Origin of the sequence: Azoarcus sp. L1K30 (assembly GCF_018122735.1) — a bacterium.
Taxonomy (GTDB): Bacteria; Pseudomonadota; Gammaproteobacteria; order Burkholderiales; family Rhodocyclaceae; genus Parazoarcus.
Genome location: NZ_JAGRRD010000001.1, coordinates 706382 through 727497, shown reverse-complemented (window position 1 = coordinate 727497; position 21116 = coordinate 706382). Strand labels below are relative to the sequence as shown.

20 protein-coding genes are annotated in these 21116 nt (G+C 65.3%); 17 read left to right on the top strand and 3 right to left on the bottom strand.

The window, feature by feature from the left end; genetic code table 11:
• The first annotated feature begins 38 nt into the window (after positions 1 to 38).
• Positions 39 to 1376: a glucosylglycerol 3-phosphatase gene (gene stpA / locus J5J83_RS03270; protein ID WP_212345390.1), complete on the top strand. Its 1338-nt coding sequence runs from the start codon at positions 39 to 41 to the stop codon at positions 1374 to 1376.
• On the opposite strand, the gene J5J83_RS03265 is transcribed toward stpA, so the two are convergent.
• Both J5J83_RS03265 and sbmA read right to left on the bottom strand, forming a co-directional pair.
• Positions 1339 to 1602 carry a hypothetical protein gene (locus J5J83_RS03265; protein WP_212345388.1) on the bottom strand — a complete coding sequence of 88 codons (264 nt, stop codon included), beginning with the start codon at positions 1600 to 1602 and terminating at the stop codon, positions 1339 to 1341. The two genes, stpA and J5J83_RS03265, sit on opposite strands and share 38 nt — an antisense overlap.
• 329 nt (positions 1603 to 1931) lie before the next feature.
• Complete coding sequence (gene sbmA, locus J5J83_RS03260; RefSeq protein WP_212345386.1) at positions 1932 to 3170, bottom strand: peptide antibiotic transporter SbmA; 1239 nt, start codon at positions 3168 to 3170, stop codon at positions 1932 to 1934.
• Positions 3171 to 3472: 302 nt separating this feature from the next.
• Here sbmA and J5J83_RS03255 point away from each other — a divergent pair, with 302 nt between their 5' ends.
• The 6 genes from J5J83_RS03255 to J5J83_RS03230 all read left to right on the top strand — a co-directional run bounded on the left by J5J83_RS03255 (position 3473) and on the right by J5J83_RS03230 (position 9043).
• Complete coding sequence (locus J5J83_RS03255; protein ID WP_212345384.1) at positions 3473 to 3889, top strand: VOC family protein; 417 nt, start codon at positions 3473 to 3475, stop codon at positions 3887 to 3889.
• Positions 3890 to 4242: 353 nt separating this feature from the next.
• Positions 4243 to 6177: a S8 family peptidase gene (locus J5J83_RS03250; RefSeq protein WP_212345382.1), complete on the top strand. Its 1935-nt coding sequence runs from the start codon at positions 4243 to 4245 to the stop codon at positions 6175 to 6177.
• Between the two features lie 132 nt (positions 6178 to 6309).
• The gene (locus J5J83_RS03245; RefSeq protein ID WP_212345380.1) at positions 6310 to 7161 is read left to right on the top strand and encodes a putative RNA methyltransferase; all 852 of its coding nucleotides are present in this window, start codon (positions 6310 to 6312) and stop codon (positions 7159 to 7161) included.
• Positions 7162 to 7185: 24 nt separating this feature from the next.
• Positions 7186 to 7416: a DUF2007 domain-containing protein gene (locus tag J5J83_RS03240; RefSeq protein WP_212345377.1), complete on the top strand. Its 231-nt coding sequence runs from the start codon at positions 7186 to 7188 to the stop codon at positions 7414 to 7416.
• Between the two features lie 100 nt (positions 7417 to 7516).
• Positions 7517 to 8287, top strand: a complete 771-nt coding sequence (locus J5J83_RS03235) for a DUF1223 domain-containing protein (protein ID WP_212345374.1) — start codon at positions 7517 to 7519, stop codon at positions 8285 to 8287.
• A 366-nt stretch (positions 8288 to 8653) separates the two neighbouring features.
• On the top strand, positions 8654 to 9043 hold the full coding sequence (locus J5J83_RS03230; RefSeq protein ID WP_249115601.1) for a hypothetical protein: 390 nt from the start codon (positions 8654 to 8656) through the stop codon (positions 9041 to 9043).
• A 160-nt stretch (positions 9044 to 9203) separates the two neighbouring features.
• Here J5J83_RS03230 and J5J83_RS03225 read toward each other — a convergent pair whose 3' ends face one another.
• Entirely contained in the window at positions 9204 to 9800 is a 597-nt protein-coding gene (locus tag J5J83_RS03225; protein ID WP_212345360.1) for a LysE family transporter, read from the bottom strand.
• A gap of 125 nt (positions 9801 to 9925) precedes the next feature.
• Between J5J83_RS03225 and J5J83_RS03220 the strand changes: the two genes are divergently transcribed.
• The 10 genes from J5J83_RS03220 to J5J83_RS03175 all read left to right on the top strand — a co-directional run bounded on the left by J5J83_RS03220 (position 9926) and on the right by J5J83_RS03175 (position 20870).
• Positions 9926 to 10378 (top strand): Lrp/AsnC family transcriptional regulator, encoded by a 453-nt coding sequence (locus J5J83_RS03220; protein WP_212345359.1) that lies wholly within the window; start codon positions 9926 to 9928, stop codon positions 10376 to 10378.
• 735 nt (positions 10379 to 11113) lie between these two features.
• Positions 11114 to 12355 carry a GTP cyclohydrolase II gene (locus J5J83_RS03215; protein ID WP_212345357.1) on the top strand — a complete coding sequence of 414 codons (1242 nt, stop codon included), beginning with the start codon at positions 11114 to 11116 and terminating at the stop codon, positions 12353 to 12355.
• Positions 12352 to 13605, top strand: a complete 1254-nt coding sequence (locus J5J83_RS03210) for a URC4/urg3 family protein (protein ID WP_212345355.1) — start codon at positions 12352 to 12354, stop codon at positions 13603 to 13605. Before J5J83_RS03215 ends, J5J83_RS03210 begins: the two co-directional genes overlap by 4 nt.
• 27 nt (positions 13606 to 13632) lie before the next feature.
• Positions 13633 to 14265, top strand: a complete 633-nt coding sequence (gene upp / locus J5J83_RS03205) for a uracil phosphoribosyltransferase (protein ID WP_212345353.1) — start codon at positions 13633 to 13635, stop codon at positions 14263 to 14265.
• Positions 14262 to 14966 carry a TetR/AcrR family transcriptional regulator gene (locus J5J83_RS03200; protein ID WP_212345351.1) on the top strand — a complete coding sequence of 235 codons (705 nt, stop codon included), beginning with the start codon at positions 14262 to 14264 and terminating at the stop codon, positions 14964 to 14966. The genes upp and J5J83_RS03200 overlap by 4 nt, the downstream gene beginning before the upstream one ends.
• A 12-nt stretch (positions 14967 to 14978) precedes the next feature.
• Positions 14979 to 15974 carry a BMP family protein gene (locus J5J83_RS03195; RefSeq protein WP_212345349.1) on the top strand — a complete coding sequence of 332 codons (996 nt, stop codon included), beginning with the start codon at positions 14979 to 14981 and terminating at the stop codon, positions 15972 to 15974.
• 12 nt (positions 15975 to 15986) lie between these two features.
• On the top strand, positions 15987 to 17543 hold the full coding sequence (locus tag J5J83_RS03190; protein ID WP_212345346.1) for an ABC transporter ATP-binding protein: 1557 nt from the start codon (positions 15987 to 15989) through the stop codon (positions 17541 to 17543).
• Positions 17533 to 18600: an ABC transporter permease gene (locus J5J83_RS03185; protein ID WP_212345343.1), complete on the top strand. Its 1068-nt coding sequence runs from the start codon at positions 17533 to 17535 to the stop codon at positions 18598 to 18600. The genes J5J83_RS03190 and J5J83_RS03185 overlap by 11 nt, the downstream gene beginning before the upstream one ends.
• On the top strand, positions 18597 to 19544 hold the full coding sequence (locus tag J5J83_RS03180) for an ABC transporter permease (protein ID WP_212345334.1): 948 nt from the start codon (positions 18597 to 18599) through the stop codon (positions 19542 to 19544). The genes J5J83_RS03185 and J5J83_RS03180 overlap by 4 nt, the downstream gene beginning before the upstream one ends.
• 45 nt (positions 19545 to 19589) lie before the next feature.
• Positions 19590 to 20870, top strand: coding sequence for an amidohydrolase family protein (locus J5J83_RS03175; RefSeq protein WP_212345332.1), 1281 nt, complete (start codon positions 19590 to 19592; stop codon positions 20868 to 20870).
• Positions 20871 to 21116 lie beyond the last annotated feature (246 nt).

The following is a 21116-nucleotide window of genomic DNA, read 5'->3' as shown; positions in this document are numbered from 1 at the left end:
CGGTCGGGAACGGCCGCTGCGACCGGTAGAATGAGGGCATGCCCCATGCCGACCGACTCTTTGTGCTCGATCACACCGACCTGATCGACGACCTTGCCGCCACCGATCGCCTGCTCATTATCCAGGACCTGGATGGTGTCTGTATGGGACTGGTAGGCGACCCGCTCACGCGCAGTATCGAACCGCGCTACGTGGAAGCGGCCGGCCAACTGGACGGCCAGTTCTATGTGCTCACCAATGGCGAGCACATAGGCAGTCGCGGAGTAAACGGCATCATCGACAAGGCGCTCGAGCACCCGACGCGGGCGCAGCAGCATGGCCTGTACCTGCCCGGCCTGGCCGCTGGCGGTGTGCAGTTCCAGGACCGCCATGGCAGGGTTTCGCATCCCGGTGTCAGTGCAGACGAACTGGCCTTCCTGAGCACAGTACCGGCCCGCGCCGTGCGATTCCTCGCCGACCTGCTCGCAAGCCCGCCCTTTGCGCTCGACGCCGACGACATCGACGCACTCGTGGACGTGACCGTGCTCGACAACATCGCGTCGCCAACGGTGAATATCAACCCTCTCCATCAGCGCTTCGGCGCGCAGCCCGAGCGCTACCGCCAGTTGCAGCGCGCGCTCGAAGCCTTCATGGACAGCCTGCTGCAGGAAGCTGAGGCGGTCGGCCTGGCGGACGCATTCTTCGTGCACTACGCACCGAACCAGGGACGCGGCCCCGACGCCCGCGAGCTTGTCCGCGACGGCGACGACGGCAATGCGGGCACGACCGATTTCCAGTTCATGATCAGGGGCGCGGTGAAGGAAACCGGCGTGCTGGTGATCCTCAATCACTACTATTTTCAGCACACCGGCCACTACCCGCTGGGGGAGGCCTTCAATGCCCGCCAGGCACCTCGCGATCACTACGCCTTGCTGGGCCTTGCCAAGTCGAGTTTCGATCCAGCACACATGCCGCGCATCGTCGGCGTGGGCGATACGGTCAGCTCCAGCGCGCACACGCGCGACGGTCAGTCCCTTCGCCTGCGGGGCGGCAGCGATCGCGGCTTCCTGACGCTGGTGCAGGCACTGGGCGAGACCTTCGGCACCGGCAATATCGTGGCCTACGTCGACAGCAGCGGTGGCGAGGTGCGTCGCCCCGGTCTCGACGCAACCCATCTGCAACGCTGCGCAGCCGACCCGACCCTGTCCCCGTGGCCCGCAGTGGAAGGCATTACCGACGCGGCCGATCCGCTGCGGCTGAACGTCGTCTTCTGCGGCGGCCATGCGCAATACGTGCCCTTCTTCTGCACGCTGGCAGCGCGCCGCGGCGCGGGGCGCACAGATATCGCCCGTCCCGCCCCTATTTCAGGTTCGCGTGCTCGTCGAGATAGTGCTTGAGCACCAGCTTGAGTCTGGCGGCGTGCTTGTAATCGCCCTTGCCGCGGGCATCCGCAATATCTTCTGCAATCATCTTCTTGATCCGCTTCTCGCCGCTCTCGGTATGCACCAGATAGCACCCCAGCTCCACGGCGATCATCTCCGGAACATGTTCGTGCTCGGCGATTGCCAGGATTTCTTCTTCAGTCAGATCGGACAGTTCGATGCAGTCCTGTATCGTCAGCATGATCTCGCCTCCATCCCGTTGCTTGTTGTCGCGCTGCTCTCCTAAGGATATTAGGCGCTCCGGCAAGCAAACAGGCGAGATAGTGGGGAGGGCGCAGCTGCGACCACCCCCTTGTATGTTCCGGGAAGGGGCAAGAATGGAGCGCCTCCTCCTTCAAGGAGGGCATCGCCGGGGTTTCAGCGAGAAATGCTCGCTGCCAGCGTAGCGGCGAGGCTTTGCCGAGACGACTGGTTGGGAGTGGGATGAGCTTGAAGTACGGCCGACCGAACCCATCCCCATCCCAGCCCGATCGCCAGCGCGAAACCCGCCTGTCCTTAGGGCGCCAAGCCTCAACGTCCTCCATCCGGTGCCAGTGCCACCTCCGCGGTCAGTTCGATGCCAGGCAGCGGCTGGCCTGCGATGGCGGCTTCGAAGCTGCGCAAACGCTTGTAGATCGACAGCAACTCGACGATGGTCGTCCACGAATTCACCAGGTACTGGAACGAGCTCTCCACCTGGTTGAAGGCGTTGAGGATGCGCTGCATGACACCCAGTGTGAAGGCACCCGCGACAATCGATGGTGCCAACGCGATCAAGGGGACGAACTGGCCGATATTGATGTAGCCGTAACGCACGACGTTGAAATAGAGATAGTGGAAGTAAAGCCGGAAATAGTTCGAGCGCACGCGGGTGAACAGTTCCGACAGCGTCTCCGGATGGGCGCGGTGGGCGTGATCTTCGCCCATGACCAGTTCCTTGCGGTAGGCTGCCTCCACCCGCTGATTGCCGAACTCCAGCCCGGGCAGCCGTATTCCCGCCAGTCCCAGCAGTGCGGTACCGAACACCGACCACACGATGGCGACGAACACCAGCGCATGCGGCACCTCGCCGATCAACGGCAGCTCGCTCACCTGGGCCGACAGCACCCACAGGATGGGCAGGAAGGCGATCAGCGTCATCACCGACTCGAGGAAACTCACCCCGAGGCTCTCGACGATGCTCGCGAAGCGCATCGTATCTTCCTGAATCCGCTGCGAGGCGCCCTCGATGTGACGCACGCGCTGCCAGTGCGCGGTGTAATGGGCAGTCATGGCGGTGCGCCAGCGGAACACGTAATGACTGACGAAAAAGCGGTTGAACACCGCCACTGCCACCGCCGTCATGATGATCCACGCCACCGTCGCAAGCTCGTGAAAGTAATCGGCTGCGCGAATGCTGCCCGGCTTCGACAGCGCGTTCTGGATCAGGTCGTAGAACCCGCCATACCACTCGTTGAGCATCACGCTCACTTCGACCTGAAACCAGGTGATGAACACGATCAGCGCCGATCCGAGCACCGACCACCGCGCCCACGGTTGCTTGCGGCTCAGCGACCACGGCACCACGAAGGCGAGATAGGCCATGAACATGTACGCGTACTGCCACAGGTCGCTCCCCGCTGAGTCACCTGTCGCCTGTGCGGCATGCGCGCCGGGAAAATGCACGGCGAGGTCGGCCGCGAAGCCGTACCACATCGCCACGCAGGCACTGGCCCACATGGCGAAGGACAGAAAGAACCACTTGGGGCGGGGAAAGAAAGCATGAAACATGGGTGGGACGTCCTCTTCGGTGACGGACCGCGTTAATCGGAAACTGGTATTTCGACGAGACCGCATGGGGGTCGGTTCCCTGCGGCCGGAACAGCGCCTGAACGTGAGCCGCCAATGTAACGCTTTACGCCCGAGGGCACCGGCCCATCGCGCCGAGTCGGTCACCTGCGTGTCTCGCCGCGGACAAGCGATGCGACGCACACACAGAATGTCCGCCCGCCCCCACGATCGCCTCTTCGCGGAAATGCCCATTCGCCTTACCATTCCCCGTTCAGTCAGCGGTCATCAAGGAGGGCGCCGCAATGAAACCCCGAATCAGCATGATTACGCTCGGCGTGCGCGACCTCGCCGCGGCCACCGAATTCTACGAGAAGGGGCTTGGCCTTCCGCGCATGGACTCTCCGCCCTCGGTCGCCTTCTTTACCCTGAATGGCACCTGGCTCGGTCTGTACGGCTGGGATGCGCTGGCCGAAGATGCTCAGGTGCCTGCCGAGGGCAGCGGCTTTCGCGGCGTCACGCTGGCACATAACCTTGGCTCGGAAAGAGAGGTCGATGCGCTCGTGGCCCACGCGGTAAAGGCCGGCGCAACCCTGGTCAAACCGCCACAGAAGGTCTTCTGGGGCGGCTACAGCGGCTACTTCAAGGACCTCGACGGCCATTTGTGGGAAATCGCGCACAACCCGTTCTGCTGGGTCGGGCCTGCGGATGACATTGCCTGAGCCCGCTGCGCGCACGTTTCCGCCGTGGGCCCAATCCTCTTGCGGAGCGCTGTTACACTAGCGCGCTGCGGCCAGCGGCCCGGGCGGTGCGCCGGACACGCCTCGATGGCACCGGGCAATGCGTCGCGCCCCCTTGATCAATCGCAGCACCGACCGACCCGCTGCAACGCACGCGGTTCATGCAAGAAGTCTGAAGAAGGACCCGTACCACCGTGATGCGTCGATTTCTCCTCCTCTGTTGCTGCACTGCAATTTCGACCCTTGCCAGCGCCCAAGGCGTGTCATTGCCCGGGCGAGCGCAGCCGCCCCGTGAATCTGGCGCCGCTGCACGGGATCAGAAGCTGGAACACCTGATGGGCTCGGTACTCAGGCAACAGGGCCTGTTTGACCTTGCGCCGGCCACCTCGTCGAACAGGACCATCACCAGCGCGCAACTGCCAAGCCCCGATCTGCAACCGCCCGGCATTGACGCCGATCAGCCGCTTTCGCGCGGGGTGATCATCCGTTTCCGGGATCCGGCCACCCAATCCCTTGCCGAACAGGGGCATCCGCCCCCGGATGCGATGTTGGCGGCGGTGCTGGCTGCGACGAAGATTCCGATCGCATTCAGTCGCGCGATGATCGGCCGCATGCACGTGTTCCGCTTCGATCAGGCACTGGGATTCGCCGACACGCAGTCGATCGTGCAGCAACTCGCCAAGCTCCCCATCATCGAGCATGTCGAAGCCGATTTCATCTCGCGCCATCAGGCGGAATCGACCGATCCGTATTTCGTCTCATCGCAGTGGAACCTGATGGGCACCGCAGAGGGTTTTGCGGGCGGAATCGACGCCAAGCTCGCGTGGGAATACACCACGGGCGCCAGCGACACCGTGGTCGCCGTGGTCGACAGTGGCGTGCTGCCTCACCCTGAGCTTGCCGGCAGGCTGCTGCCGGGCTATGACTTCATCTCCGATGCAACCTATTCGAATGACGGCAACGGCCGGGACGCCGACGCCACCGATCCCGGAAGTTACTCTGCCGCAGGCGAATGTGGCCCTGGCAGCGAGGCCCAGAGGAGTTCGTGGCACGGCACCCACGTCAGTGGAATCGTGGCCGCCGACGGGGCCAATGGTTCCGGCATCGCGGGGGTTTCCTGGCGTACCCGCATTCTGCCGGTGCGCGTTCTGGGAAAATGCGGCGGCACCTTGTCGGATCTGCTCGACGGATTGTACTGGGCGGCGGGCCTCAGGGTTCCGGGCGTGCCCGACAATCCCCATCCAGCCCAGATCATCAACCTGAGCCTCGGCGGTTATAGCGGACAAGGCTGCACGCGCGCCTATCAGGACGCCATCAATCAGGTGATCGGTCAAGGCGCACTGATCGTCGTGGCGGCCGGCAACGCGGCCGACGACGTGGCACATTACACGCCGGCGAGCTGCGAAGGCGTACTGACTGTCATGGCAGTGGATCCATACGGCGATCTGGCGTCCTACAGCAATTACAGCTTCTCGGGGCACGTATCGGCCCCAGGCGGCGACATGAACGTGTACGGCACGAATGGGGGAATCCTGTCCACCGTGGGATCGGGAACCAAATCCGCCGGAAGCCCGACCTGGGCTTACATGCAGGGCACGAGCATGGCCGCACCCCATGTCTCCGGCGTGGCGGCGTTGGCGCTGAGCATGAACCCGGGCCTGAGCGGTCCGGAGTTGAGCGCACTGATCCAGCTCACCGCCCGCGCCTTTCCGTCCTACAGCTACTGCGCAACCTACGGCATTTGCGGCAGCGGAATCGCCAGTGCGATTGGCGCGATAGAAGGCGCCACGGCGCTGGCCGGCGTTCAGCTGGTTTACGAGTTCTACAATTCGGATCTCGAGCACTATTTCCGCACCGGCAGCAAAGCCGAAGCGGCGCTGATCAACGGCGGCTCCGCGGGTCCCGGGTGGTACGACACGCTGGATTATTTTTATGCGTGGAGCAACGGCGCCGAGGGGGCGTTACCCGTGTGCCGCTTTTACGGTACGCCGGGCGTCGGCCCGAATTCCCACTTCTATACTGCAGACGCGAAGGAGTGCGAACAGGTGAAGCACGACCCGGGCTGGACTTACGAAGGTATCGCCTTCTACGCCAGGCTGCCCGAGAACGGCGCCTGTCGCCAAGGCGAGCGTCCGGTCTATCGCGCCTACAACAATCGGTGGATGTACAACGACTCCAATCACCGCTATACGACCGACTTCGACGCCTATCAGGCGCTGGTGGCCAGCGGCTGGGCGGCGGAGGGCGTAGCACTGTGCAGCGCGAACTAGTGTCGTGATCCGCGTTTCAGGCACTGCCGCCTGGCATCTGACCACCCGACGGCACGGGAAAGCAGCCCGGTCCCCACGCGCGCGCCGGGCTGTGGTCTCCTCAACGGCCCTCCGCACGCTCCACCTGCACGCATGAACATTACCCCTTTCCGCGCCCTCGCCTGCCCCCTCGATGGCGGCCGGCTTCACCTCAACGGCGCGACCTGGCGCTGCGCCGCCGGACACAGCTTCGACGTCGCCAGCCAGGGCTATGTCCACCTGCTTCCGGTTCAGCACAAGCGCTCGCGTGATCCGGGCGACAGCAGGGACATGGTCGCCGCGCGCCGGCGGCATCTCAATGCGGGCTTCTACCAGCCCATCGCCGACGCAGTGAGCCGCGCCACGCTGAGCGCGGTGCCGCCAGCGGCGACGCTGAGCTGCCTGGACGCCGGTTGCGGCGAGGGCTACTACTTGCGCCAGTTGGCCAGCTGCGCCAGTGAAACTGCAACGCTGGCACTGCTCGGGCTCGACATTTCGAAATGGGCTGTACAGTCGGCGGCCAGGCAGGATGGACGCCCCAACTGGGTGGTCGGCACCAACGCCAACCTGCCAGTGCAATCGGGCACGCTGGACCGCGTACTGTGCCTGTTCGGCTTTCCGGTCTACTCCGAGTTTGCCCGCGTGCTCGACACCGGCGGCAAGCTGATCCAGGTCGATGCCGGCCCCGATCACTTGCGGGAACTGCGCGAAATCATCTATCCGACCCTGAAACCGGAGCGCAGCGCCGAAGCATTCACCCCACCGGGCTTTGCCGCCCTCCCGCCCGAGAACGTGCGCTTTCACATCGAACTGGCCAGTGGCGAACAGATTGCCGACCTGCTGACGATGACCCCCCACCTGTTCCGCGCCAGCGCCGAGGGCCGTGCGCGGGCGGCAGCGCTGACGGCGCTGGCGCTCACCGTCGACGTACGCCTGACGCAATTCGTCCGCCTCGACACCGCCTGAAGCCGCACACGACATGCAGCGACCATGAAGATCGTCTATCGGGCAAGCAACATCGTCGAGGCCCATATCGTCGCTGGCATGCTTCGTGCCAACGGCATCGAAGCGCATGTAGGCGGACACTACCTGCAAGGTGGCGTGGGCGATCTGTCGCCCATGGGCTTCGCCACAGTCATGACCGACGACGACGATTACGCCTCGGCGCGGAAAATCGTGCGCGCATACGACGCGGCCGAACCGGCAGACGACGCCAATTGAGCCAGCAACTATGATCACGGCACCCGCCGACGCAGGCAATATCGTGTAAGGATCGAATGGCTCGACCGACAAAGCCCTCATCGACGATGGAGGACGCGCCATGTCTTCGAGAACACCGCTGCGGATGCTGTTGCTCACGGCGAGCCTCAATTTCTGCGCCATAGCGCCGCTTGTGGCAGCCGAACCAAGCACATCGACCTGTACGGCGCAAAGCGGGACGACCGTGGCCCCCGTGGTCGAACTCTACACCTCCGAAGGCTGCAGCTCCTGCCCGCCAGCCGATCGCTGGCTGTCGCGCCTCAAGGCGGACCCGGCCATCGTTGCGCTCGCCTTTCACGTCGATTACTGGGACGGGTTGGGTTGGCGTGACCGTTTCGGCAGTGCCGACCATTCCCGGCGCCAGCGCGAACAGCAAGCCGTCAACGGTGCCCGCTTCAGCTACACGCCTCAGGTCGTCGTGAACGGCAGGGATAGACCGCACTGGTATTCCGCGCCCTTGCCCTCGTCCGCCGACCGGCGCGCTGCCGCGACAGTGCAGGTGAGTCTGTCCGCAACCGGCGAGGTCCTGACAGCCAGGATTACGCCCGGCGACCGCGCGCCATCCCGCCTCGCAGCCTATTGGGCGGTCACCGAAGACGGGCACCGCAGCACAGTGACGGCAGGCGAGAACCGGGGTGAGATCCTGCAACATGACTTTGTCGTGCGCGAGCTCAGGCAAGTGCCGGCATGGCCGTCGCTGGCTACCGATACCACGGTGCAAACCTTCAGTCCCACCACACCAGCAGACCCGGCCCATCCCCGTCACGTCAACTTTGTCGTGATCGACGCCATCAGCGGCAAACCACTGCAGGCCATTCGTGTTAGATGTTGATGCGGCGAACCCCTGGCCGGTAAAGTCCGGTGACATTTTCCTCATCACGCGGCGCTCCGCCGCCGCATACAGGGACTAGAATAGGACCACGGACACCCCACTGCCCGAACAAGCGCGCCGGCATAGAGCGCAGTCTCATCCGCCTTTGCAGAACGCAGGGTTCGATGAGTCAATGACGACAGGGCGCCAGGTGGCTCCGTCCCCCGAGAGAGCAGGACCAGAGGCGACTGCGCCACACGCGCTCGCGAGCCGGGTAAGGCTCATCGAGTGCTGACGCCAGCTTTCCCCGCGGGTCCTCGCAAGCACCGAACCGGGTTGTGGTGATTGCGACGTTCTCCTTGTTCAACCCGACTGAAGGGATGAATCATGAAACCGAAAACTTTCGTGCACGTGCTGCTGGCCGCCGTTCTGCCACTGGCTGCGACTCATGCACTGGCAGCAGATTCGGCCACGACAATGGAACGCACGCAGACTCAGATTCAGGACCGGGACCAGATCTACGGCAGCCAGATCATGACCGAGCAGGAGCGTCTGGAGTACCGGAACCGGATGCGTGCGGCTACGACCGCTGAAGCACGCGAACAGATCCGCAATGAACATCATGCGCAAATGCAGGAACGCGCCAAGGCCAATGGCCTGACATTGCCTGATATGCCTCCCACCAGAGGAACCGGGATGGGCTTCGGCAACGGCATGGGTCCTGGCGGAGGCATGGGACCGGGAGGCGGCATGGGTCCTGGCGGTGGTCGCAGATGATCCGTCGATAGCACCAACCTGCGCATCGAAATCACGACCGGCTCCAGCCTGCACGACTTGCCGCAGCCGGTCAGGAACCGCGGATAGCCGAGGCCCCAGGGCGCCGCGTCGACGCCTTGCCATGCCATGCCTCGCCTTGACCTGGCTACCCTCCCCGACGTCAAACCGCGCCGATGAAGGACCACACGGCGAAGCCGCCGAGCGCGAGCGCAGACAGGCGATTGATGGCGATCAGCTGCCGCGGCCCGATTCGCGCGGCGAGGTGCGTCGCCAGCCACGCCAGCATGCTCCACCACAATGCGGACCCCAGGAACACCCCGACCACCAGCAGAACGCCGTCACCTCTGTCGCCCTCGGCAATGCCCAGCCCGGCAAAGATCGCGGCAAACGACAGGATGGTCATCGGGTTGGACAGGGTCAGCAACAGCGTGCTCAGGTAGCCGCGCCACAGACGTCCGCCCCCGCCGGTCGCCGCCGGGTGCGACGGCGCGGCGCGCCAGGTCTGCCACGCGAGCCAGAGCAGGAAGATCCCGCCGCCAACGCGCAGCCACGCCGTCTGCCCGATCAGCAGGGTGCTCACTGCGGCCAGCCCGAGGGCACCCACCAGGCCATAGCAGGCGTCCGCCGTCGCCGCGCCGAGACCACTCGTAAAGGCAGCGAGAAATCCCCGCTCCAGACCGCGACGCAAGCACAGCAAGCCAATTGGCCCCACTGGTGCTGCGATCGAGAAACCCAGCAACAGACCTTTGATCAGCATCACACTGTCCTCTCAGAATTGACGATCGAGTATGGTGTGCACCGCGGCGGCCGACCATGCCGAATCGATGCTTTGAGGCCGCGTTTGCTTCAGAATCGAAGGAATTTCTCCGTCCGAATCGAGCCATGAACGATCAGCCCCGCCTCGACCGCCTCAATCGTCGCCTGCTCGCCGAGTTGCAGCAGGACGCCCGCCTGCCGTTGGCCGAACTTGGCCGCCGCGTCGGATTGTCGTCGCCCGCCGTCGCCGAACGGATCAAGCGCCTCGAGGAGCAAGGCGTGTTGCGGGGCTATCACGCCGAGGTGGACGCACACAGCATCGGCTACCCGATCACCGCCTTTGTCGAACTGCACATTCCGCCCGAGTCCTACGCCCGTGTCGAAGCCTTGCTCGGCACCCTGCCCGCGGTGCGCGAGGCACACCACGTCACCGGCCGGGCGGCCTTCATGCTCAAGGTCGTGGCCACCTCACTGGCCGAACTCGAAGCGCTGATTGCCACCTTCGCCCCCTATGGCACCAGCGAGACATCGGTCGTGCTATCCACCCGACTCGCCAACCACGCCCTGCCGGTGGACTAGTGTCGTGGTGTGATCTTGATGGCATTCCTCTCGAGTAGTGGTTTCGGTTGATGATCGGCTACTCCTTGGCAAGGGAGCCAATCGGCGCGCCCCGAATGCAGTTTTCTGGTGCCTTCCCCTTGGTATGTTCACTGAAAAGAACGGACCTCCTCCCCCTTGTATGTTCAGGAAAAGGGAAGGAACCAGCCAATCAGGTTCGGGTGGACGGCCTTTTGCTCACTACCCTTCAAGGGGGTGAGAACGGGGTTTCAGCGAGCGTCACTTGCTGCCGCTCGAACGACAGCGCGTCTCTGCGCTGGCCACCGGGCTGGGGTGGGGATGGGTTTCGAGGGCTCGCCACCGAACCCATCCCCATCCTGTCCTTCCCCTTGAAGGGGAAGGGGCCTGCTAATGACGTTCGGATGGGCTCCGGTTTTCTCCTCCCCCTTCAAGGGGGAGGTTGGGAGGGGGATGGGTTACGTCGGCGGCATTTCAAACCCATCCCCACCCCAGCCCTCCCCTTGAAGGGGAGGGAGAAAAAGGAGCCACCCCGGCCCGTTAGCCTGCACTGAAAGGTGCTGTCCAGCGCACCGCCGACGTGCATCGCAAACGCGCACAAACCCTTCTGGCACGCATTCGGTGCCCGCCTCGATGCCCGCTCCACGCAAAAACAGGGCTTTTGGGATGGCACGAAATTCGCTATGCTGAAACTGACCATCTGGTCAGGTTTTTTCCTCCCGGTTACAGGAGCGTGCCATGGCGTCCCACATCGTGTTGACCTCGCATCCCAGAACCCGCACCGGCCTCTACCATACGGTCAGATGGGGGGCGCCCACCGCACGCGAACGCGGCCCTTTCGTCGCCAGCCTCAGCGACCCGGCACAGCGCAACGTGATCGGCACCCACTCCGGGGCCTATTCGCTGTATCGGGCCCTGGCAGTGGCAGCCGGCAACCTGCAGAGCACGCACCGGCCAGATCTATCGAACACGCTCCCCGCCGCCGAAATCGGCCCGCATCCGCAGTGGAGCGATCCGAAGAAGATCGTGTCCTTCGATCCCTGGGGTCACCGCGTTGCGGACGAATTCGGGCATCTGCTGGCAGCGGGCATCGACATTCGCCCGACCATCGCGGTCACCAAGGCTCACATCAACATGCCCGAACTGGTGGCGGCGATCGCTGCCGGGCGGCTCAAGCCCGATGGCGACATCCTTACTGCCAATGGCGACGTCAAGGTCACCAAGGCCGCGATCGATCCGGTCTGGTACCTGCCCGGCATTGCCGAGCGCTTCGGCATCGGCGAGCGCGAATTGCGCCGCACGCTGTTCGAGCAGACTGCGGGCATGTTTCCCGAGCTCATCACGCGGCCCGACCTCAAGGTCTTCCTGCCCCCCATCGGCGGCATGACGCTGTACATGTTCGGTGACGTGGAAAAGCTCGGGCTGCCCGACACCCGGGTCGCGTGCAGGGTTCACGACGAATGCAACGGCTCCGACGTCTTCGGCTCCGACATCTGTACCTGCCGCCCCTATCTCGCCCATGGCATTGAAATCTGCATTGAAATGGCCCAGCAGGGCGGTGTCGGACTCGTGGTGTACAACCGCAAGGAAGGCCGGGCCCTCGGCGAGGTGACCAAGTTCCTGGTGTACAACGCACGCAAACGGCAAAAGGGCGGCGACCGCGCCGAGACCTATTTCGCCCGCACCGAATGTGTGGCCGGCGTACAGGACATGCGTTTCCAGGAACTGATGCCTGACGTCTTCCACTGGCTCGGCATCAGCCGTATCGACCGTTGGGCGTCGATGAGTGACATGAAGCGCAATGCGCTGGTGTCCGCCGGCATCGACATCGTCGAGCAGGTCGCCATTCCCGACGAACTAATTCCAGCCGATGCGCGGGTCGAAATGGATGCCAAGATGGCAGCCGGCTATTTTTCCCCGAGCGGGGCGCCACAGGCCGCGGAACTTCTGCAGCCGAAAGGCCGGGGGCTGAACGAATGAACGCTGCAGCGCGCGCCAACTCCGGATGGTACGCCCCGGTTCCGATCGGCCATCCGGCGACGGCACTGCTGAGCGCGAAGGCGGTGCGCAAGCGCTGTGCGGCCGTGATGGCGGCGGTCGAAAGCGGCCGCTCGTCGTTTTTCGAGTGGCGGGCGGAGGCCCTGCCCGGTGCCGCGCTATATGTGGCCGACACCATCCGTCACGACTATCCGAACCTAGAAGTACCCTACCATAGCCGCTGGCGGCATTTCGAGGCTGGCGGCGTCGATCGCTGGCAGGCGCTGCGCGCCATGTCGCATGCGGCGGACGAGCGCGAAATCGCCCGCATCGCCATCGACCTCGTCGTACCCAGCGTGCTCCTCGACGCCGGCGCCGGTCCAGACTGGCATTTCCGCGACGAAGCCAATGCTCAGGTCCATGTGCGGTCCGAGGGCCTGGCCGTTGCCAGTATCGAGCTGTTTGCCGCCGGCCTCCTCTCCGACGCACCCGGGCGCCCGTTGCGCAGCGACGCGGCAGCCCTGAGCCGCCTGACGGCCGATCGACTGGCCACCGCTTTTCAGGAAAGCGAAGACAATCCGCTCGTCGGTCTCGAAGGCCGTGCCGGCCTGTTGCGCCGCCTGGGCGAAGTGATCTCGGGCACACCCGCCGTGTTCGGCGAGCCTGCCCGTCTCGGCAATCTTGTCGATTACTTGTTCGCGCATGCCGATCGCGGCGAAATCGATGCGGAGTTCATCCTCGCCACGCTGCTCAAGGCGCTCGGGCCGGTATGGCCGGGACGGATCAGCCTGCAGGGCATTTCCCTGGGCGATTGCTGGCACCACCCGGCACTGGAAGACGAATTGCTGCCTTTCCACAAGCTCACGCAGTGGCTCACCTATTCGCTGCTGGAACCGCTCGATGCCGCAGGTCTCAAGGTGCGCGGACTCGACGCACTGACGGGGCTGCCCGAATATCGCAATGGCGGCCTGCTGCTCGATCTCGGCGTGATCCGCCCCCGCAGCGCTGAGTTCTGGACCACGCCATGGCGGGTGGATTCTCCCCCCATCGTCGAGTGGCGGGCGCTCACCGTGATCGGACTCGACCGCATTGCGAACGCCGTACGTGCCGAACTGGGTGTCGACGAGGCTCAGTTCCCGCTGCCCAAGGTCCTGCAGGGCGGCACCTGGTCGGCCGGACGCCGCATCGCCGCGCAGCGCCGGGCCGGAGGCGTGCCACCGCTCACCATCATCAGTGATGGCACCGTTTTCTGACCCCGTACCCAGCCACGGAGAGACGCGATGCACCCCAAGGTCACCGAGATCGATCATCCGCTGATGCAGCACAAGCTGACGATCCTGCGCAACGCGGACACCACCACCGACAATTTCCGCCGCGTCGTGCGCGAGATTGCGGCGATGATGGCCTACGAGGTCACGCGCGACCTCGCCACCGAACTGGTCCCGGTCACGACGCCGGTGGCCGACTGCGAGGCGCCAGTCATCAGCGGCAAGAAACTGTGCCTGATCGCCATCATGCGCGCCGGTAACGGCATGCTCGATGGCATGGTCGAGTTGCTGCCCGGTGCACGTGTCGGCCACATCGGACTCTATCGCGATCCGGAAACGCTCGAGGCGATCGAGTACTACTATAAGGTGCCGTCCGATATCGACGAGCGACAGGTCATCCTGGTTGACCCCATGCTGGCCACCGGCAACTCGGCGAGCGCGGCACTTTCCCGACTCAAGGAGGACGGCGTCAGCAGCATCAAGTTCGTCTGTCTGCTGGCGGCACCGGAGGGCTTGGAGACCCTGGCCCGCGAACACCCCGACGTCCCCATTTTTACCGCATCGATCGACAGCCACCTCAACGAGCACGGTTACATCGTGCCCGGCCTCGGCGATGCGGGCGACCGCCTGTTCGGCACACGATGAGCATTCAGGCCGACACAGGTGTGGACGATGGCGCACGGCTGAAGGGCCGCATCCGCCAGCGCCAGGAGGGCGCAATGCTGAAGGCCGCCGAGAAGGTGTTCGCGCGGGCCGGCTTCCAGGGCGCCACCATGGCCGAGATCGCCGACGTCGCCGGCGTACCCAAGGCCACCTTGCTGTACTACTTCGCGTCCAAGGAAGCGCTCTACCGCGCGGTGCTCGCGAACATCCTCGCCCTGTGGCTGGCCGAAACCGAAAGCATCACCGCCGACGCCGATCCCGCAACCGCGCTGAGCGCCTACGTTCGCGCCAAGATGCGCCTGAGCGCGCGCCGTCCCGACGCTTCGCGCGTCTTTGCCAACGAGATCGTGCACGGCGCCACCCATATCGGCGAATACCTGCGCACCGAGCTGCGCAGCACGGTGGAAAAGCGCGCGGCGGTCATCGACCAGTGGGCCGCCGAAGGCCGGATCCTGCCGGTGGATGCCACCCACCTGTTCTTCACCATCTGGGCCGCGACCCAGACCTATGCCGACTTCGACAGCCAGGTCTGCGCCGTGCTCGGCAAGACCCGCCTGTCACCACCGGACCATGAACGTGCCACCGCCCATGTGCTCACCGTCGTGCTGCGCAGCTGCGGTCTGCCCTGCCCGGCACATGGCGCCGCCACCATTTCACCGCCTCCCGCAAACACCACTCACTGAAAGGAAGCCAAGATGACCAATCGCATGCGTCGCACCCTGATGACTTCGAGCCTTGCGCTGGCTGCTGCCGCCCTGTTGCCGCTGCCCGCCTTCGCCGCGGACAAGATCAAGGTTGCGGCGATCTACACCGTCCCCGTCGAGCAACAATGGGTGTCGCGCATCCACAAGGCGCTCAATGCGGCACAGACCCGTGGCGACATCGAGTATGTGTTCTCCGAAAACGTCACCAATGCCGACTACGAGCGCGTCATGCGGCAGTACGCCGAGCAGGGCAAGGGCCTCATCGTGGGCGAGGCGTTCGCGGTTGAAGCCGCTGCGCGCAAGGTCGCGCGCGACTATCCGAAGACGGCCTTCCTGCTCGGCTCATCGGGCAAGCCGCAGGCGCCCAACTTTTCGGTGTTCGACAATTACATCCAGGAACCAGCCTACCTCACCGGCATGATCGCCGCCGGCATGAGCAAGAGCGGCCAGATCGGCATGGTCGGCGGCTACCCCATCCCCGAGGTCAATCGCCTGATGCATGCCTTCATGGACGGCGCCCGCGAGATCAACCCCAAGGTAAAGTTCACCGTCAGCTTCATCGGCTCGTGGTTCGATCCCCCGAAAGCGAAGGAAGCCGCATTTGCGATGATCGACAGGGGTGCGGACGTGATGTACGCCGAGCGCTTCGGCGTGTCCGACGCCGCCAAGGAACGCGGCGTGCTGGCCATCGGCAACGTCATCGACACCCAGGCGCAGTACCCCGATACCGTGGTCGCCTCGGCGCTGTGGAACATGGAACCGACCATCGACACCGCGCTCAAGATGGTCAAGGCCGGCAGCTTCAAGGCCGAGGACTATGGCAAGTATTCGACGATGAAATTCGGCGGCAGCGAGATGGCCAAGCTCGGGACCTTCGAATCCAAGGTGCCGGCTGAACTCATCGCCAAGGTGAAGGCGAAGGAAAAGGCCATTCTTGACGGCAATTTCACAGTCAAGGTGAATGACGCCGAACCGAAGTCGAACTGAGTATCGCGCATCATGAATGAAAGCCTGCCTGCCCTGCGCCTGGCAAACATCACCAAGCGCTTCGGCAAGCTGGTGGCCAACGACGACATCTCGCTCGAGCTCGGCACTGGCGAAGTGCTCGCCCTGCTCGGCGAGAACGGCGCCGGCAAGAGTACGCTGGTCAGCATCCTGTTCGGGCATTACGTCGCCGACGAAGGCCACATCGAGGTCTTCGGCCAGCCGCTGGTGCCGGGTAACCCGAAAGCCGCGCTTGCCGCCGGCGTGGGCATGGTGCATCAACACTTCGCCCTTGCCGACAATCTCAGCGTGCTCGACAACGTGCTGCTCGGCACCGAGCCGCTATGGTTGCCGTTTTCGCGCCGGCGTGCCGCGCGTGCACGACTGCTCCATACCGCGGCGCGCTTCGGTCTCGGCGTCGATCCGGACGCGCGCGTGGCCGCGCTGTCGGTCGGCGAGCGCCAGCGTGTCGAGATCCTCAAGGCCCTCTACCGCGGTGCCCACATCCTGATTCTGGACGAACCCACCGCGGTGCTGACGCCACAGGAAAGCGAATCCCTGTTCGCCACCCTCGCCACCCTCGTCGCCGAAGGCCTGTCGGTGATCTTCATCAGCCACAAGCTCGACGAAGTGCTGCGCGTCTCGGCACGCGTAGCGGTGCTGCGCGGCGGTCGGCTGGTGAGCGTGCGCAACACCGAAGACACCACCAAGACCGAACTTGCCGAACTCATGGTGGGGCGCAGCGTGACCCTGCCCACCCGCGAACCGCGACCGCATGGCGACATGGTGCTGAACCTGTCCGGCGTGCATGCGGCGCAGGGAGGCAAGACCCTGCTCGACGACCTCAGCCTTGTCGTTCGCGCCGGAGAGATCGTCGGCATTGCCGGCGTCTCCGGCAACGGACAGCAGGCGCTGGCCGATCTGCTATGCGGCACCCTCGCGGCAGACAGCGGCGAGGTGTCCGTCAGCGGGCAGGCCATGCGCGCCAATCCGCGCGACTGGATCGCCCGCCGAGTCGCCCGCATCCCGGAAGACCGCCATGCGGTCGGCGTGGTGGGCGACCTGCCGGTGTGGGAGAACGCGGCGTCGGAGCGCCTGCACCTGCCCGCCTTCTCGTGCGCCGGCATTGTGCGCGGCAAGGCCGCCCGCGCCTTCACCCGCACGCTGGTCGAGCAGTTCGACGTGCGCCTGTCGGGTATCGACGTGCCCGCCCGGGTGCTGTCGGGCGGCAACATGCAGAAACTCATCCTGGGCCGCGCGCTGTCGGTGGCCGGAGACGACGTCACCCCGACCCTGATCGTGGCCAACCAGCCCACCTGGGGTCTGGATATCGGCGCGGTGGCCTATGTTCATCGCTGCCTGCTCGATGCGGCCGCGGCCGGCGCCGCGGTGCTGGTGATCTCCGAAGACCTCGACGAACTGTTTGCCATCGCCGACCGCATCGCGGTGATGTTCAAGGGCCGCCTCGGCCCCGCCTTGCCCACCGAAGGCTGCAGCCGCGCCGCGGTCGGCCTGGCCATGGCGGGAAGCGCCGCGTCGGACACAAAAGGAGCCTCGCAGCATGCGGCTTGAATCACGCAGTGAGTACTCTCCGCGGGCAATGCTGTTCGCCCCGATTGTTGCCGTGCTCGTCACACTGGGCGTGTGCGCACTCCTTGTAGCCTGGGCAGGTGCGCCGGTCGGCCAGACCTATGCCCTGCTCTTCGATGGCGCTTTCGGCTCGCGCTTTGCCCTTGCCGAAACCCTGACCCGCGCCACCCCGCTGATTCTCACCGGGCTTGCTGCGGCGGTCGCCTTTCGCGCCCGTCTGTTCAACATCGGCGCCGAAGGCCAGCTCTATCTCGGCGCGCTGGCGGCGGTCGCGGTCGGCGGCATGCACGGCGGCAGCACCTTCGACCTCCCGCTGCCGCTGCTGTCCGCGCTGATGATCGCCGCCGGCGCGGCTGCCGGTGCGCTGTGGCTGTTGGGGCCGGCGTGGATGAAACTGAAGCTCGGCGTGGATGAAGTCGTCACCACACTCTTGCTCAACTTCGTCGCCCTCCTGCTGGTGTCGATGATGCTGGACGGGCCGATGAAAGACCCGCTTGCCATGGGCTGGCCGCAGTCGGTAGCGCTCGACCCCGAACTCGAGTTCAGCCGTCTGATCGAGCGCTCGCGGGTGCACACCGGGCTGCTGATGGCCTGCGGGCTGGCCATCCTGGTGTGGTTGATCGAACGCTTCACCACCTTCGGTTTCGCCCTGCGCGCAGTCGGCGCCAACCACCGCGCTGCCGCCTTCGCCGGCTTGCCGGTAGGGCGCACGGTACTGCTGTGCGCCCTGCTGTCGGGCGCGCTGGCAGGGCTGGCCGGCGTCGGCGAGGTGGCCGGGCGCACGAGCTACGTCACCACCGACATGTCACCGGGCTACGGCTACGCCGGCATCGTCATCGCCATGCTCGCCGGGCTGCACCCGCTCGGCGTGCTGCTGGCGGCGCTTTTCGTCGCCGCCGTGCAGGTGGGTGCCGACAGCATGAGCCGGGTGGTGGGCGTGCCCAACTTCATCGCCGATGTCATTGTTGCCACGGCCCTGCTCACCATGCTGGTGGCCACGCTGCTCACCCGCTACCGCCTCCGTTGGGGCCGCACATGATGGACTTCCTCGCCAACCTGTTCGACATGCTCGGCTCGGCCTCCTTCTGGGTGGCCACCCTGCGCGTTGCCACGCCGCTGATCCTCGGCACCCTGGGTGTGCTGATCTGCGAGCGCGCCGGCGTCCTCAACCTCGGCATCGAAGGCATCATGGTGGCCGGCGCCTTCACCGGCTGGCTCGCGGTCTTCAACGGCGCCGACCTGTGGACCGGTGTGCTGGTGGCCGGTCTGGTCGGCGGCGTGTTCGGACTACTGCACGCGGCGCTGACCGTGTGGCTGACGGTGTCGCAGCACGTGGCCGGGCTCGGCGTGACCCTGCTCGCCACCAGCCTGTCGGCCTTCGCCTACCGGGTCAGCTTTCCGCAAGTCAGCACGCCCCCCACCGTCACGGCCTTTGCGCCGCTCGAAGGGCTGGCCGGCCTGCCGCTGATCGGCCCGGTACTGGCCGGGCAGACTTCGCTGACCCTGCTTGCGATCGCGCTCGTGCCCACCGTCGCCTACCTGCTCTATCGCACACCGATGGGCTTGGCGCTGCGCATGGTCGGCGAAAATCCCGCCGCGGCCGAGGGCCAGGGCGTGGACGTGATCGCCGTTCGCACCGGCGCAGTCATCGCCGGGTCGATACTGATGGGGCTGGCCGGGGCCTTCCTCACCCTGTCGGCCTTCAATGCCTTCTTCTTCAACATGATCAACGGTCGCGGCTGGATCTGCGTGGCGCTCGTCGTGTTCGCCTCGTGGCGGCCAGGCAAGGCCCTGCTCGGCGCCGTGCTGTTCGCCGCCTTCGATGCCGCTCAGTTGCGTCTGCAGCAGGCCGGTGGCGCGCTGCCCTACCAGATCTACCTGATGCTGCCCTACCTGCTGTCCATCCTCGCCCTGATCGTGATGGCCCGCCGCGCCGCCTATCCGCAGGCCCTGATGAAGCCGTATCGCAAGGGCGAGCGCTGAACCGGCGCCAACCGACACCACAGCCAAACAGATACCGGGACTCCCATGCTCGACGTCATCATTCTCAATGCCTCGCTCCCCGATGGCCGCAGCCCGATCGACATCGGCATCCTCGACGGGCGCATCGTTGCGGTCGAACGCTCGCTGGTCGCCGATGCCCACGAAGTCATCGACGCCGCCGGGCAGCTCGTCAGCCCACCCTTCGTCGATCCGCACTTTCACATGGACTCGACACTCAGCTACGGTCAGCCGCGCGTCAACCAGTCCGGCACCCTGCTCGAAGGCATCGCGCTGTGGGGTGAGCTCAAGCCCCTGCTCACGCAGGATGCGATCATCGAACGCGCCATGGCCTACTGCGACTGGGCGGTGGCCAAGGGCCTGCTCGCCATCCGCTCACACGTCGACGTCTGCGACCCGCGCCTGCTGGCGGTCGAAGCGCTGCTCGAAGTGAAGCGCCGCGTTGCGCCGTATCTCGATCTGCAACTGGTGGCATTTCCGCAGGATGGCGTACTGCGTGCGCCCGGCGCACTCACCAACCTCACCCGCGCCCTCGACATGGGCGTGGACGTGGTCGGCGGCATTCCACATTTCGAGCGCAGCATGGCCGACGGCGCCGAATCGGTTCGCATCCTGTGCGAGCTCGCCGCAGAGCGCGGCCTGCGCGTCGACATGCACTGCGACGAGAGCGACGATCCGATGTCGCGCCATATCGAGACCCTCGCCCAGCACACGCATCGGCTCGGGCTGCATGGCCGGGTTGCAGGCTCGCATCTCACCTCGATGCACTCGATGGACAACTACTATGTATCGAAACTGATTCCGCTGATTCGCGAAGCAGGCGTGGCCGCCATCGCCAACCCGCTGATCAACATCACCCTGCAGGGCCGGCACGACACCTATCCAAAGCGCCGCGGCATGACCCGCGTACCCGAACTGCTTGCCGCCGGCGTCCCCGTGGCCTTCGGTCACGATTGCGTGATGGACCCCTGGTACGCGCTGGGCAGCGGCGACATGCTCGAAGTCGCGAGCATGGGCCTGCATGTTGCGCAAATGACCGGCCAGGCAGCCATGCGCCAGTGCTATTCAGCGGTTACCGACACCGCGGCGGCTATCCTCGGCCTCGATGGTTATGGCATTGCCCCCGGATACCGTGCCGACCTTGTCATGCTGCAGGCGGGCGACCCGGTCGAGGCGCTGCGCTTGCGCGCGACCCGGCTGCTGGTGATGCGCGCGGGCAAGGTCATTGCCCGCACCGAGCCCGCCACCGCCAGGCTGGCGCTCGACGGGCGCCCCTCAAGCGTCTCGTGGAGGCTCGACGCGCGCTGAGCCGCTGCGCCCAGCGCCGCAAGACGTGCGCGCCTCTCCCGCAGGCATGGATGAATCAACCAGGGCGCGCATTCAGCTCGAAGATGACTGACCCGCCTGGCTAGTGTAGTGGTGCGTGCTGTTTGGCACTTAAGGTGGTACAACGAAGCCCCCTCCCCTTCAAGGGGAGGGCTGGGGTGGGGATGGGTTTCAAGCGTCGCGAATTGACCCATCCCCCTCCCAGCCTCCCCCTTGAAGGGGGAGGAG